This window comes from Hydrogenophaga sp. A37, from assembly GCF_002001205.1.
GTDB lineage: Bacteria > Pseudomonadota > Gammaproteobacteria > Burkholderiales > Burkholderiaceae_C > Hydrogenophaga.
Map to the genome: position 1 here is coordinate 1 of NZ_MUNZ01000101.1, position 14,156 is coordinate 14,156.

A 14,156-nucleotide genomic window follows, 5' to 3' on the forward strand; every position below is an offset into this window, starting at 1 on the left:
GGGCAGCAGCACGGTGATGACTTTTTCTTCGGTGTAGGCCAGCGCGCCGGGCAGGCCACCTTCGCGGCCGATGCCGCTGGTCTTCAGGCCGCCCCAGGGCAGGTTGGCGTCGAGCGGGCTCCAGCAGTTCACGCCGACGGCGCCCACGCGGATCGCTCCGGCGACCTTGTGCGCGCGCTCGAGGTTGCTGGTCCACACGGTGGCAGCGAGGCCGTAAGCCGAGTCGTTGGCCAGGGCAATGGCTTCCTCTTCGGTCTCGAACTCGATGACCGTGCCCACGGGGCCGAAGATCTCCTCGCGGGCGATGGTCATCTGGTTGCTGGCCTTGCCGAAGATGGTGGGCCTGACGAACCAGCCCTTGCCACCCTCCGAGACGCCGCCCGCCAGCAGCTCGGCGCCTTCGTCGATGCCGAGCTGGATGTAGCGGTTCACCCGTTCGCACTGGGCCTTCTTGGCCACGGGCCCCATCTGCACGCCATCCTGGCCAGGGTCGCCCACCGTGACCGCTTTCGCGGCCTGCGCCAGTGCGGCGGAGAACCGCCCCGCAATGCCTTTCTGCGCCAGGATGCGCGAGCCTGCGGCGCAGACCTGCCCCTGGTTGATGAAGATGCCCATCGCACAGCCGCGCACGGCGTCGTCGAAGCGGGCGTCGTCAAACACGATCTGCGGGCTCTTGCCTCCCAGCTCCAGCGTCACCCGTTTGAACAGCGGCGCGGCAATGCGCTGGATCGCCGCGCCCGCTTCGGGGCTGCCGGTGAAGCTGATCTTGGCCACCAGCGGGTGCTCGCACAGGGCGCGCCCCACCACGTTGCCCAGGCCCATCACCACGTTGACCACGCCGTCGGGGAAGCCCGCTTCCTGGCACAGGGCGGCCAGGTGCAGCGCCGACTGCGGTGTTTCTTCAGAGGGTTTGATGACCACCGTGCAACCCGCCGCCAGCAGCGCCGCCAGCTTCCAGGTGGTGATCATCAGCGGCGAGTTCCACGGCACGATGGCCGCCACCACGCCCACCGGTTCGCGCACCGTGTAAGACAGTGTGCGCACCCCCATGTAGCCCCCGCTCGGGATGGTGCGCCCCTCCAGCTGGTTGGCCCAACCCGCTGCAGCGCGCAGGTGGGCCACCGCGTTGGGCACGTCCATCATGCGCGGCTCCATGCGCGAGCGGCCGATGGCCCGCGCGTCCATGTCGGCCAGGATTTCCAGATCGCGCTCGACCAGGGCCGCCAGGTTGTTCAGCAGCGTCGCGCGGTGGGTGCCGTTGAGCTTGCTCCAGGCCCCGCCATACAGCTGCGCGTGGGCCGCCGCAACGGCGCGCGCCACGTCGTCCGCGGTGCCGCTGGCGGCGGTCGCGTACACCTGTTCATCCACGGGATTGATCAGGTTCAGCCGGGCGCCACCGGAGGCCTCGGTGTGCGCGCCTTCGATGAAGTGTTTGAGATGCTGGGTCATCTTGAAAAAGTCGGGTGGGTGGAGGAGATCGATGCACAGGAACCAGGTGTGGCCCCGAACGAGTGCCGAGTGTCGGTGTGGGTTCTGGTGATTCAGTAGCCCAAATCAGCAAGTCGTCGAGGTTTGCGCGGGTGCCTTCGGGTTAGCACGGGTACCTGCATGCCCGGGGCCAGAGGCACACTTCTTGCGCGCACAGGGATCACTTCGTCACGGGCCGCCAGATGCCCGCATTCGGACCACGCTGACCGGGGATCTCATGAACACCAGAACAGATCGCTTCAACGACGTGCACCTGCACGCCACTTCGGTGCATGGCTGGGGGCAGACCTACAGCCAGATCTCTGCCGGCGCTGCGCAATGCGCGCTGTCCCAGTTCTCCACCGCGCGCATCCATGCGTTCCGCGAGCACATCAACCAGCGGGTGGTCCAGCAGGGCGAGGCGCCGCGCGGTCAGATCTGTTTCGCGGTGCCGCTGGCCGTGACGGGTGCGGCGCGGGTGCAGGGCCGGGCGGCGGACGACAAGTGCATCTTCGTGCTGCAGGGCGGCGACGAGTTCATGTTCCACATGCCCATGCACATGGACATGCTGTCGATCACCTTCGAGCGCGATGCTTTCGAGCGCGCGATGTCGGGCGCGCCCTGGCCCACCGGCATTGATGCACTGCTGAAACAACCCGTGGTGCAGGTGCCCGGCCACCGCCTCGTGGAGAGCCGCAAGCGACTGCTGGCCCTGTTCAACGCGGTGATCGCCGCCCCCGAGCAGGTGGCCACACCCGAGGCCGAGCAGCAGATCGAGCAGGCCATGCTGGGCGAGCTGATGCGCCTGATCTCTGACCCCGCGTGCGACCGGACCCAGCGCCACGGCAGCTCGTCACGCAGCTTCATCGTGGAGAAGTGCCACCACATGACGGTGTCGGACGCCGCCAACGCACCCAGTGTGGAGCAACTGTGCCAGCGTCTGAGGGTCAGCCGCCGCACCGTGCAGAACAGCTTCCAGAGCGTGACCGAGACCAACCCGGTGAACTACATCCGCAGCGTGCGCCTCAACGGCGTGCGTCGCGAACTCACGGCCACCTGCGCGAACGACGTGTCGATTGGGGACGCGGCCGCGAAGTGGGGGTTCTTCCACCTGAGCCACTTCGCGTCGGAGTACCAGGAGCTGTTCATGGAGCTGCCCTCGCAGACGCAGCGCGCTCGCAGCGCGCCACCGGCACGGCAAGCCGCCGTCGCCTGACAACCGCTGGCGCTGTGCGCCAGACCGGTTGTTGGCCGGCGTGAAGGCAGGCCATCAAAGCTTGCCGATTCGGGCTAACCCCAGGCGGGTGCCCAGAAACAGAATCACCCACACCAAAGCAGTGCGCAGGCGCTTGTTGCCCTGGGCCGCGGTGCATCTGCACGGCGTTCAGGTTCACCCGCATGCCGCGCCACTTTGTCCTCATCGATGCCCGCCGCCCATGGCGGCGGGACGTCGCCGACCCCTGTTCCTCCAAGGTGCATTTATGAACGAAACAGAGCTGGAAGCCTTGAGCTTTCCCGACGCCCCCCACATGGTGTCCGCCACCTTTCCCGGCCCCAAGGCGCTTGAAGCCCTGGCGCTGTCCGCGCGCACGGAATCGATGGCGCGCGGTGGCGGCCGCATGCCGGTCGTCATGGACCGGGCCTTCGGCGTCACCATCAAAGATCCGGACGGCAACACCTTCATCGACCTGTCCGCCGGTGTGGGCGTGAGCAGCGTGGGCCGCTGCCACCCGAAGGTGATCGAGGCCATCCGCCAGCAGTCCGAGGTGCTGATGCACGCCATGGAGGTCAACAGCACCAAGCGCACCGAGCTGGCGGCCAAGATCTCCGAAATCATGCCCGAGGGCCTGCGCGGCGACTGCATCACCTTCTTTGCGCAGAGCGGCAGCGACGCGCTCGAAGCGGCGGTGAAATTCGCCAAGCGCGTCACCGGCCGCCACCAGATCATTGCCTTCCATGGCGGCTACCACGGTGTGTGGAATGCCTCGAACGCGCTGACCACCGGCACGGCCTACCGCAAGGGCTACGGTCCGTTCATGGGCGGCGTGATCCACGCGCCCTATCCCTACGCCTACCGCTTCCCCTTCGACACCACCCACAAGAGCGCCGAGCAGATTGCGGGCGAGTACGTGGACTACCTGCTCAACACGCCGTACACCGCCGCCGACGACGTGGCGGCCGTGATTGTGGAGCCGGTGCAAGGGGAGGGTGGTTACGTGCCGCCATCGCCCGAGTTCCTGCAGCTGCTGCGCAAGGCCTGCGACAAGAGCGGTGCGCTGCTGATCGTGGACGAGGTCCAGTCGGGTGCGGGCCGCACCGGCAAGATGTGGGCGGTGGAGCACTCGGGCGTGAAGCCCGACATGCTCACCTTCGGCAAAGGCATGGGCGGCGACGTTCCCATGGCGGGCCTGGTGATGCGCTCTGACCTGGCGGCGAAGATTCCCGACGGCTCGGCGCCCAACACCTTCGCCGCCAACTCGCTGTCAGCCGCGGTGTCGCTGACCAACATCAGCCTGCTGCAAGACCCGAAGCTGGACCTGCTCAACCGTGCCCACCAGCTGGGGCAGGAAGTGCAGGAATACATCCGCGGTTTCAACAGCCCCTATGTCGGCGAGGTGCGCGGCCGCGGCTTGATGATCGGCATCGAACTGGTCGAAGACAAGGCCACCAAAGAGCCTCTGATCGGTGAAAAGCTGGGCAAGCTCATGGGCCATGTGCTGAGCCACGGCGTGCTGATGGTGCCCTGCGGCCGCTACACCAACGTGATGCGTGTCATGCCCTCGCTCACCATTCCGCGCAAGCTGCTGTTCAAGGCGCTGGACGTTTTCGGCGAAGGTCTCAAGACCCTCTAATACCGCAACCGCCGGCCTGGCGGTTGTGCGGTGGATCCGCGATCACTCGCGGATCCATTGGGCATGGGCGATGCGCCACTTGCCCGCCTCCAGCTTCATGGGCAGGGCGCTGCGGTTGAGCTGGTGCCGGCCGTCGGTAGCCACCCGAAAGGGCTGGTCCATCATGCCGCTGCGCCAGGGCGCCATGGTCGCCAGGGCCTGAGACACGCTGGCCCGGGTGATGGGGCCGCGGATGCCTGTCAAGGTGTGCACCAGGGCCTGTGCAGCGAGATAGCCGCCTTGCGAGAGCGAGCTCGGTTCGATCTGTCGGGCGATCAGCAGGCGCCGCCAGCCCATGATCTGCAGCGAGCCGCTGGACCAGGGGTCGAACTCGGCCATCGCGTACAGGCCGTCGCCCGCGCCCGCGAGCGCCTGCGCGGCCTGCGTGGTGTAGACCGGCGTGAGCATCACGATGGGCACCTGGGGCATCGCTGGCCGGCTGGCCAGCACCCATTCGATGGCGGGGCCGCCGGGGCCGGTGTAGATCACCGCCTGGCACTGGCGCGCTGCCACCCGCTGCACCAGTGGCAGCAGGGGTTCGCCCAGCTGGTACATGTCCAGCGACGGCGCGGGCGCCTTGGTGCGCTGGGTCCAGTGGCGCACCGCTTTTTCAAAGGCCTCGGTCATGCCCGGCAGCGCGGGAGAGACCACGCACAGGCGCTCGTGGCGCAGCACCTGGTGCGCGAAGCTCAGGGCCGTGGCGGTGGCCACATAGGGGCCTGCGTTCAAGGGCGCGATGTGGGTCGAGGCAAAACACGCTGGGTCGCCGCCTGCGCCCGGCAGGTTGAACAGTCCGGCTTGCGCGTAGCGCGCCTGGTTGACGCCACATTCCAGTGCGCTGGAGCCTCCGGCCAGCGCCACGGTGCGCGGGTCCTGAATCAGCTGGGTGGCGGCCACATGCGCCTGCTGCGGCGACATCTGGTCGTCGATCACCCGGTATTCGATGCGCCGCCCCTGAATGCCTCCGGCGGCGTTGATGGCGTCGAAGTACAGGCGGGCTGCCTGCACGCTGGCGTCCGAGGCGCCCTGGCCGGTGAGGCTGCTGACCGCGCCCACCACGATGGGCGGCGGGCCGTTGCCTTGCGCGCAGACGTTGGCGGCCGAGGCCGCCAACGCGGTGGCCAGAGGCAGGAAGCGGGCGGAGCGTTTCATGACGTGGCCTTGCGGAGAGAGATCCAGGGGCGCAGTCCCAGCAGCCCGCGTGGGGCCCACAGGCTGACCACCACCGCCACGGCGCCCATGGCGATCAGGTACCAGCCACCCGAGATGCCGAGCGAGGTGGCCAGCAGCTCGCGCAACCCGAACCAGACCAGCACGCCGATGACCGGGCCGCCGATGGTGCCGATGCCGCCGATGAGCGTGGCAAACAGCATCATCACCACCCAGTTGACGTCGAAGGCCGCGCTGGGCGCGAGGAACATGCCGCCCATGAAATACACCGCGCCCGCGAGTGCACTCATGCCGCCGGAGATGACGAAGGCCACCAGGCGAACGCGCTGAACGTCTATGCCCACGCTGCGCGCAGCCACCTCGTTGTCGCGAACGGCGGTCATGGCCAGGCCCAGGTGCGAGCGCATCAGCTGCTGCATGCCGGCCACCGACACGATGCCCAGCGCGCAGGCGAGCCAGAAGCTCATCTGGCCGAAGAACTCGATGTCGTCCAGCGCCGACATGTCCAGCGTCAGGCCCGCGCTGCCGCCGAGCGCCGATGTCTTGGAGACCAGCAGCGCCACCACCTCGGCCACCACCCAGATGCCGATGGCGAAGTAGGCGTCGCGCAAGCGGAACAGCGCGGGTGCGATCAGCGCCGCGCACAGCGCGCCGGCCAGGCCGCTCAGCGGCAGCAGCCAGTAGGGCGAGACACCGGTGCGCTGCGCCAGATCGAACAGCGCGTAGGCCCCGACACCGATGAACAGCTGGTGGCCCAGCGACATCAGGCCGCCGTAGCCGGCCAGCAGGTTCCACATCTGCGCCATGCAGATCGCCAGCAGCACCTCGCTGGCCAGGCGCATCAGGCCGGCGTCCAGCCAGTGCGGCGCCAGCCAGGCGGCCAGCGCGCAGGGCAGGGTCCAGGCCAGGGGAAGCAACGAGGCGGTTTTCATGCGCGGCCTCCGGCCAGGCCCTTGGGGCGAACCATCAGGGTGATCAGGAACAGCAGGTGCGCGTACAGCGAGCCGGCGTTGGAGTCGAAACGCTGGCCAAAGAGCTGGGCCACACCCAGCACCAGGCCCCCGGCGATGGCGCCCCAGAACGAACCGAGGCCGCCGATGATCACCACCTCGAACGCCACCAGCATGCGTTCCACCCCCGAAAACGGTGTGAACAGCGTGCGCTGCGCGAGCAGGTAGCCCGCGCCCATGGCGAAGGCCGCGGCCAGGCCCATGACCTGGCAGAACACGCGCTCGGGCTTCACGCCCATGAGCCGCACCACGTCCGGGAAGTCGGCCGTGGCGCGCACCGTGCGGCCGAACTCGGTGTGCCGCAGCACCCACTGAAGGCTGGCGAACAGGGCCAGCGCCAGCAGCAGCATCAGCACCGGGTACACGCCCACCGAGAGGCCGAACAGGTTCATGCTCGCGCTGCCCAGCGCACCGGCGTCCACCGCGCGCGAGTCGGCACCAAAGAGCTCGACCATGCCGTTGCGCAGCAGCACCGAGAGGCCGAAGGTGAGCACCAGCGGTGTCAGCACGTTGCCCGAGCGCACCGCGCGGTTGAGCAGCGTGGCCTGCAGCAGCCAACCGAAGGCGTAGCCGATCAGCACCACCGGGATGAGCATGGCCCACACCGGCACGGCGCTGAACCAGCCCACCAGAAAGAACCCGGCGTAGGCGCCGAGCACGATGAATTCGCCGTGGGCCAGGTTCACCACCCGCATCACGCCGAACACCAGCGCCAGGCCCAGGCCGAAGAGCGCGTACAGGCCGCCGAGCAGCAGGCCGTTGATCAAGGTCGATAGCCAGTCCAAGTCATTCCCCAAAATAGGCCGCAGTCACCTGCGAAAGTTCGATGGCCTGGCTCACGCCCTGCAACGTGACCTGGCCTTTGAGCAGGCAGGTGACCTGGTCGGAGACCGCGCAGGCACGCGCCACGTCTTGCTCCACCAGCACGATGGACAGGTCGGCGCCGCGGATGCGCTCGAAGGTGCGGTAGATCTCCTGCACGATCAGCGGCGCCAGGCCCAGCGAGAGCTCGTCGCAAATCAGCAGGCGCGGGTTGCTCAGCAGCGCGCGGCCGATGGCCACCATCTGCTGCTGCCCGCCCGAGAGCTGCATGGCGTTGCGCTGGCGCAGGTCTTTCAGCGCCGGGAACACGTCGTACACGGCGTCCAGCGTCCAGACGCCACGCCGGCGGGTCAGCGTCCCCATCTGCAGGTTTTCCTGCACCGTGAGCGAGGGGAACAGCATGCGGCCCTCGGGCACCATGGCGATGCCGCGGCGCGCCAGGGCTTCGGCGGGCAGGCCGGTCACGTCGTCGCCGTCGAAGCGGATGCGGCCCGAGCGCGGCGGGTGCAGGCCGGTGAGCGCGCGCAGCAGCGTGGTCTTGCCCGCGCCGTTGGCGCCGATGAGCGCGAGCACCTCGCCCGCTGACAGCGACAGGCTCACGCCCGAGACCGCCTGGAAGTCGCCGTAGAACACGTCCAGCTGTTGAATGTCAAGCAGCGGCATTGGCGGGCACCCCCATGTAGATCTCGCGCACGATGGCGCTGTCCATGACCTCGGCGGGGCTGTCCTCCAGCAGCTTGCGCCCGAAGTGCAGCACCATGATGCGGTCGGCCACCGCGCGCAGCGCGTGCGCGATGTGTTCGATCCAGATCACGGCGTAGCGCTGTTTGAGTTCCCCCACCAGTTCCACCATCTGCTGCACCTCGCGCTCGGTCAGGCCGCCGGCCACCTCGTCGAGCAGCAGCAGGCGCGGCTGCGAGGCCACGGCCTTGGCCATCTCCAGGCGTTTGCGGTCCAGCAGGGGCAGGGCACCGGCGGTCTTGTGCGCCATCGCTTCCAGCCCGCAGCGACGCAGGGCCTCGCTCGCGGCCTGGGCCGCCGCCTCGCCGCGCAGGCCACCGGCAAAGCTGGCCGCCGCTAGGGCGTTGTCGAACACACTCAGGTTGCCGAAGGGCTGCGGCACCTGGAAGGCGCGCGCCACGCCCAGGCGGGCGCGCCGGTGGACGGGCAGCCCCGACAGGGCCCGGCCGTCGAGCGCGATGTGGCCCGCGTCGGCCGCCACGGTGCCGGTTAGCAGGTGGAACAGCGAACTCTTGCCAGCTCCGTTGGGACCGATCACACCCAGGCACTGGCCGACCGGCAGATCGATCTCGATCTGGTCGGCCACCACCACCTGGCCGTAGGCCTTGCACAGGCCCCTGACTTTCAAGCTCATGGGGTGGGCCTTATTTGATCTGCGAGAGCAGTTCGAGCTTGCCGCCCAGGGGGATGGCCGGCGCCAGCGCGTTGTTCACCACCACCAGTTCGTAGGGGTGCTTGGCCCCGTTCGCCGTGCGGCGCCACTGGCCACCGGCCAGCGCGGTTTTGGCCACGCTCTTGATCGGGCTGTTCTTGAAGTCCACCCGGCCGACGATGGTGTCCAGGGTCATGTTCTGGATCGCATCGCGCACGGCTTTGCGGTCGAACGGATCAGCCGCCGTCTTGAGCGCGTGCAGGCCCACCTCCCACAGCGCGTGCACGTAGCCCAGCGGCTGTATCCACTGTTGGCCGGTGCCTTTCTCCCAGTCGGTCACCAGATCCCTGGCACTCTGACCGTTCAGCGAAGAACGGAACGGGAAGGTCGGCGCCCAGACCACCTCGGTGCTCATGCCGTTGCCGGCGTTGCCAAGCGCTTTCACGGCGCTGGGAAACGGGAATGCAGCCGCCACGCTCACCACCTCCGGCCGAAGGCCGCTCTGCTGTGCCTGCTTCCAGAAGGTGGCGAAATGGCTCTCGTACACGAAGCCGCTGATGATCTGCGTGCCGCTGTTCTTGAACGTGCTCACCTGGTTCGAGAAGTCGTCGGCGGAGAGCTTGAAGAAGCCTCCTGTGGATTCCCGGTAGCCGCCGCTGCGGATCATGGCCGGCATGCCGCGCAACGGGTCGGCAAACGCCTGGCCCGCCGGGTTGTCCACATACAGCGTGCCGACTTGCTTGTTGGTCGTGACGCTGTCCCACATCGCGACGAATTGCTTGACCAGGTCGTCCGCGCCCCAGAAGAAGTGAAAGGAAAACGGAAACCCTTTGCTCACCTTGCCGTTCCGGGCAAACAGAAACGCTTGCCAGGGCGACATGGTGCTCACCATGGGAATGCCGTGCACATCGCACAGCTGCCCCGCAATGGTGCTGGCGTCACCGTCTTGCACCAGCATCAGGTCCACCTTGTCGCGCAGCACCAAGTCTTGCGCCACCTGCATCGACCGGTTGGCCTCGGACTGGTTGTCTTTCATGATGATTTCGACCGGCAGGCGCTTGCCACCCGCCACCTCGATGCCGTCCTTCAACAACGCACGCATGCGCGCCAGGTGCCATTCGTCGGCGACACCGAACGGCGCCCTCGGACCGGACAGGGCGGTGATGTAGCCGATGCGCAGCGTCTTCTGTTGCGCGATGGCGAAACCAGGCAAGGCGCTGGCGGCGGTGAGGGCGACCGAGGTCTTCAGGAAGTCTCGGCGGGGTGCCGGTGCAAAAGGCGTGGGGAAGGGCTTGGGCTGGTCGGTCATGGTGGTGCTCCGGGGAAGTGGGTTGAACGGGCGACGGTCAGGTCAACGAGGGCGCGGCGCGGGCGCCGGTGAACTTGTGCAGCGTGTTTTGAATCACCTGAGGCTCCATGCCCTGGGTGATGAACACGAGCCGCGAGCGGCGGTCGGCATCGGGCCAGGCCGGCAGGGACACCGGGGGATGGACCAGGTGCTGCGCGGCATGCACCACGAGCGGCCGTTCCGGGTCTTCGGCGATGTGGATCAGGCCCTTGAAGCGCAGCAGGCGCTCGCCGCGCATGGCGGTCAGCAGACCCAGCCAGTGCCGGAAGGCCTCGTTTTCGAAGGGCTCGTCCACGGTCAGGCAGAGGGTCTGGATGTCGCTGGCGTGGGGGCGATGCGCGCGCTGGAACAGCGATCCGGTGCGGGCCTTGGCCGCGCTGAACAGCCAGGTGCCGGCGCCCGGCGCGGGGGCGTCCGGCGGTTGCTGAGAGAGAAAGGGGTTGTGAAGGTTTTCCAGGTAGAGCAGGTGCTCGGACCGCAGCGCGCCGTGGTTCACCCGGTGCTGGGGTGCGCTGGGGTTGATGCGCGCCAGGCGCTGCTCCAGCTGTTCCCGTGCCACCGCTTGCACCAGATCGCACTTGCTCAGCAGCAGCGCGTCGGCCACGGCCACCTGCCGCCGGGCCTCCTCGTGCTGGTCGAGGGTGGCAAAACCATTGAAGGCATCAACCACCGCGACCACGCCCGCCAGCCGGAAGTCGCGGGCGAGCGCCGGATGGGTCGTCAGCGTGTGCATCACCGGCAGGGGGTCGGCCAGCCCGGTGGTCTCCACCACCACACGCTCGAAGTGCAGCTCCTTGCGTTGCCGGCGCGCCAGCAGGTCCGTCAGGGTCAGCGTCAGGTCCTCGCGCACCGAGCAGCACAGGCAGCCGCTTTTGAGCAGGCGAACATGGGGCGCGACGTGCTGCACCAGCAGGTGGTCCAGCCCGGTCTCGCCCAGCTCGTTGATGATCACGGCCGTGTGGCGCCACTCCTCGCGCTGCATCAGTTGCTGCAGCAGCGTGGTCTTGCCGCTGCCCAGAAAACCGGTGAGCACGGTCACCGGAAGACGCGGGTCGTTCATGTCAACGCTCCATGGCGCCGGAGCGCCAGCCCGATGCATGGAAGGGTGCCGCCCAGGGCGCCGCCGGGCCGGCTTCGCCGGACGGCCAGTGCCGCCCCCTTGAGGGGGTCGCGCGAAGCGCGGCGGGGGTGTTCATTGCCCATACACGCAGCGGCCTTCGAACCAGGTCTGCAGCACCCGGGTCTGGCCCAGTTGGTTGGGGTCGATGTCGAAGACCCGGCGGTCCAGCACCGCCAGGTCGGCCGACTTGCCGACCTGGATGGAGCCCGCCCGGTCCGCCAGGCCGGTGGCCTGGGCGGCGTTGACGGTGTAGGCGCGCAGCGCGTCCTGCACGCCGATGGCCTGTTCGGGCACCAGCGCACCCTCGACCCGGCCCGACGGGTCGCGCCGCGTGACCATGCCCTGCATGGCCGGCCAGGGGCTGGGGTCGGGCACCACGGGCCAGTCCGAACCGCCGGCGATCAAGGCACCGGCCTTGACCAGCGAGCGGATGGGCGCCATGCGGTCGACGATGGACTGGGCCACGGTGGTGCGGATGGCGTCGATGATCACGCTCGGGAACCACAGCGGGGGCGAGAGGTCGGCCACGACGTTGAGCTCGGCAAAGCGCGGGATCTCGGCCGGGTCGATGAAGGTCGCGTGCGCGATGTGGTGCTGAAGACCCGGGCCGTTGAAGCTGCGCAGCACGTCGATGGCATCGAGCGCCGCGCGCGTGGACGCATCGCCGGTGCAGTGGATCTTGACCCGGATGTTCTTCTGTTCGCAGTCGGCCAGCACGCGGGCCAGTTGCGGCACAGTCAGTGTGGTGCCGCCCCGGAAGCAGCAGCCGTGCACCGCATCGGGCAGGTAGGGCTCCAGCATGGCGGCGGTGCGTGAGGTGGGCACGCCGTCGAGGAAGATCTTGCCGGCGTCGGGCAGGAAGTGCCGGGTCCGGAATTGATCTCGCAGGGCCTGCAGCTCGTCCGGCATTTCACCGGGCGCCAGCGGGGCCTCCGTCATGGGCAGGGAACCCATGACCCAGGCGCTCAGGCGTCCTTCGTCGTCCAGGGTCTTGAGGGCACGCATCACCGCGCGCGTCGTGAGGGCCTCTTGCATGCCGGTGACGCCGACGGCGTTCAGGCGTTTGACCGCGTGTGCCGCTGCCTCCACGTCGAGCCGGGGTTCGGCATCCAGCGCGCTCGCCACCGCCATCTCCACCAGGCTGCAGGCGGCCTCCAGCAGCAGGCCGGTGGCTTCACCGGTGGTTGGGTCGCGCACGATGCTGCCGTTGGTGGGGTCCGGCGTGTCGTTGTCGATGCCCGCGGCGGCCAGGGCCGCGGTGCTCACGAAACGGTTGTGGTGGGAGTCGTCCCGCAGCATCACCGGGCGGCCGCCCGCGGCCTCGTCCAGCCGCAGTCGGGCGCTTCGATCCATCTGGCCGATCAGTGCCGAGCCCCAGATGCCGCCCACGATCCATTCACTGGGGGCCTTGCTCTTCGCGGCCACGCGAACCGCGTCCAGCACCTGGTCCAGACTGAAGAAGGGCGGCACGAACATCTCGTAAAGCTCGGCGCGGCCGGCCCAGACAAAGTGGTTGTGCACGTCCAGAAGGCCCGGGGTGACCATCTCTCCGGGCAGGCGCACGAGGGGTGCGTCCGGCAGCGCCTGGCGGGCGTCTTCCATGGAGCCCACGGCCACGATGCGGCCGTCGCGGACCGCAATGGCCTCGGCCCACGGACGGCTCTTGTCCATGGTGCAGATCAGGGGATGGTGCAGGATGATTTCTGGCATGGCGATTGCTCTGACTCAGGTTGATAAAAGGAGCGCATGGGCAGGGAATCCACCCTTGCGATGCGTCGGTTGCTCGTTAATCTTTCGCACCATGTCGATCACCCCACCCGCCTTCCTGAGAAAACCCGATGAGCTGATGCTGGACGTGTACGCCGGTGCTGCGCAGCCGGCACGGTGGGTGCGGTCGATGGACCGCCTGTGCAGCCTCACCGGTGCCCAGTCGGCCGTGGTGCAGGCCTTTCGTTTCGAGGGTGGACAGGCGCAGGTGCTGTGGTCCGCGCAGGACTCGCGCACCCAGGCGGTCACCTCGGTGCAGTCGCCCGATCTCAACACCGGTGACAACCCGCGCCTGGACCAGCGCCGCGTGCTGCGCGGGCTGGACCGGGTGGCCAGCGACGAGCTGCTGTTCGACCCCGACGACGAGGCCCGTCCCCGGTTGCAGCAGCGGCTGGCCACGCTGGGCCTGGGCCGCTTCATCGGCACCCTTCAGGACGTGGGCCGGGGCGTGTACCTGGGCCTGGCCCTGCACCGCGCGGTGCATGACGACAGCGATTTTTCTGCCGAGCACATCAACCGGCTGGCCGAACTGGCGCCGCACATCGGGCAGGCATTTCTGCTGACCGACCAGCTGCAGGCGTCCATGGAGCGCGACGAGCGCTTGCGCGGCCTGCTGGACAGCCTGTGTTTCGGCGTCGTGCTGTGCAGCGAGAACGGCCGCGTGCAGTGGGTGAACCGGCAGGCCACGGCCCTGCTGGCGCCCGGCGCGGCCCTGTGCCTGCAGGGAGACCATCTGTATGGACGCATCGCCCAGGACACCCAGGCGTTGCTGGCGGCGCTGTCGGCGGCCATGCGCGCGGGACCACAGCGGGTGGGCTATCTGCGGCTGGGCGAAGGCGCACAGGCCTTGCATGTGGCCATCCGGCCAGGCGATGATCCCGGCTCGCTGATGCTGGTGCTGTCCTCGGCTGCGGTGGCGCTGGAAATGCCCGCCGGCGCCCTGGAGAACCTGTTCGGACTCACCCCGACCGAGGCCCGACTGCTGGGAGCCATCGCGACCGGCAGCACCGTGGAGGCGTACGCGCAACTGCGTGGCGTCTCGGTGGGTACCGCACGGGTGCAGCTCAAGCAGATCCAGTCCAAAACAGGGCGGCACCGGCAGTCCGACCTGGTGCGGCTGGTGCTGTCGTCTGCTGCGGCCCATCTGACGGTCCCTCGCCAGGGTTGA

12 protein-coding genes are annotated in these 14,156 nt (G+C 68.4%); 3 read left to right on the top strand and 9 right to left on the bottom strand.

What is annotated here, in order from left to right:
• A partial coding sequence (locus tag B0E41_RS11045) for an aldehyde dehydrogenase family protein (RefSeq protein WP_077331367.1) occupies positions 1-1,449 on the bottom strand: 1,449 nt, incomplete at its 3' end.
• 256 nt (positions 1,450-1,705) lie between these two features.
• Here B0E41_RS11045 and B0E41_RS11050 point away from each other — a divergent pair.
• Together B0E41_RS11050 and B0E41_RS11055 are read left to right on the top strand one after the other, a co-directional pair.
• The gene (locus B0E41_RS11050; protein WP_077331208.1) at positions 1,706-2,683 is read left to right on the top strand and encodes a helix-turn-helix domain-containing protein; all 978 of its coding nucleotides are present in this window, start codon (positions 1,706-1,708) and stop codon (positions 2,681-2,683) included.
• A gap of 265 nt (positions 2,684-2,948) precedes the next feature.
• Entirely contained in the window at positions 2,949-4,319 is a 1,371-nt protein-coding gene (locus tag B0E41_RS11055; protein WP_077331209.1) for an aspartate aminotransferase family protein, read from the top strand.
• 42 nt (positions 4,320-4,361) lie between these two features.
• On the opposite strand, the gene B0E41_RS11060 is transcribed toward B0E41_RS11055, so the two are convergent.
• The 8 genes from B0E41_RS11060 to B0E41_RS11095 form a co-directional block, all read right to left on the bottom strand.
• Entirely contained in the window at positions 4,362-5,510 is a 1,149-nt protein-coding gene (locus B0E41_RS11060; RefSeq protein ID WP_077331210.1) for an ABC transporter substrate-binding protein, read from the bottom strand.
• The gene (locus B0E41_RS11065) at positions 5,507-6,460 is read right to left on the bottom strand and encodes a branched-chain amino acid ABC transporter permease (protein WP_077331211.1); all 954 of its coding nucleotides are present in this window, start codon (positions 6,458-6,460) and stop codon (positions 5,507-5,509) included. The genes B0E41_RS11060 and B0E41_RS11065 overlap by 4 nt, the downstream gene beginning before the upstream one ends.
• The gene (locus tag B0E41_RS11070) at positions 6,457-7,323 is read right to left on the bottom strand and encodes a branched-chain amino acid ABC transporter permease (protein WP_077331212.1); all 867 of its coding nucleotides are present in this window, start codon (positions 7,321-7,323) and stop codon (positions 6,457-6,459) included. The genes B0E41_RS11065 and B0E41_RS11070 overlap by 4 nt, the downstream gene beginning before the upstream one ends.
• 1 nt (position 7,324) lies before the next feature.
• Positions 7,325-8,023: an ABC transporter ATP-binding protein gene (locus tag B0E41_RS11075; RefSeq protein ID WP_077331213.1), complete on the bottom strand. Its 699-nt coding sequence runs from the start codon at positions 8,021-8,023 to the stop codon at positions 7,325-7,327.
• Positions 8,010-8,735 (bottom strand): ATP-binding cassette domain-containing protein, encoded by a 726-nt coding sequence (locus B0E41_RS11080; RefSeq protein WP_077331214.1) that lies wholly within the window; start codon positions 8,733-8,735, stop codon positions 8,010-8,012. The genes B0E41_RS11075 and B0E41_RS11080 overlap by 14 nt, the downstream gene beginning before the upstream one ends.
• Before the next feature lie 10 nt (positions 8,736-8,745).
• Positions 8,746-10,062, bottom strand: coding sequence for an ABC transporter substrate-binding protein (locus tag B0E41_RS11085; RefSeq protein WP_077331215.1), 1,317 nt, complete (start codon positions 10,060-10,062; stop codon positions 8,746-8,748).
• Between the two features lie 37 nt (positions 10,063-10,099).
• A complete protein-coding gene (locus B0E41_RS11090) occupies positions 10,100-11,161 on the bottom strand; it encodes a GTP-binding protein (protein WP_077331216.1) in 1,062 nt (353 codons plus the stop codon).
• 132 nt (positions 11,162-11,293) lie between these two features.
• Positions 11,294-12,931, bottom strand: coding sequence for an amidohydrolase (locus B0E41_RS11095; RefSeq protein WP_143433788.1), 1,638 nt, complete (start codon positions 12,929-12,931; stop codon positions 11,294-11,296).
• A 91-nt stretch (positions 12,932-13,022) separates the two neighbouring features.
• Between B0E41_RS11095 and B0E41_RS11100 the strand changes: the two genes are divergently transcribed.
• Positions 13,023-14,156, top strand: a complete 1,134-nt coding sequence (locus tag B0E41_RS11100) for a hypothetical protein (protein WP_077331217.1) — start codon at positions 13,023-13,025, stop codon at positions 14,154-14,156.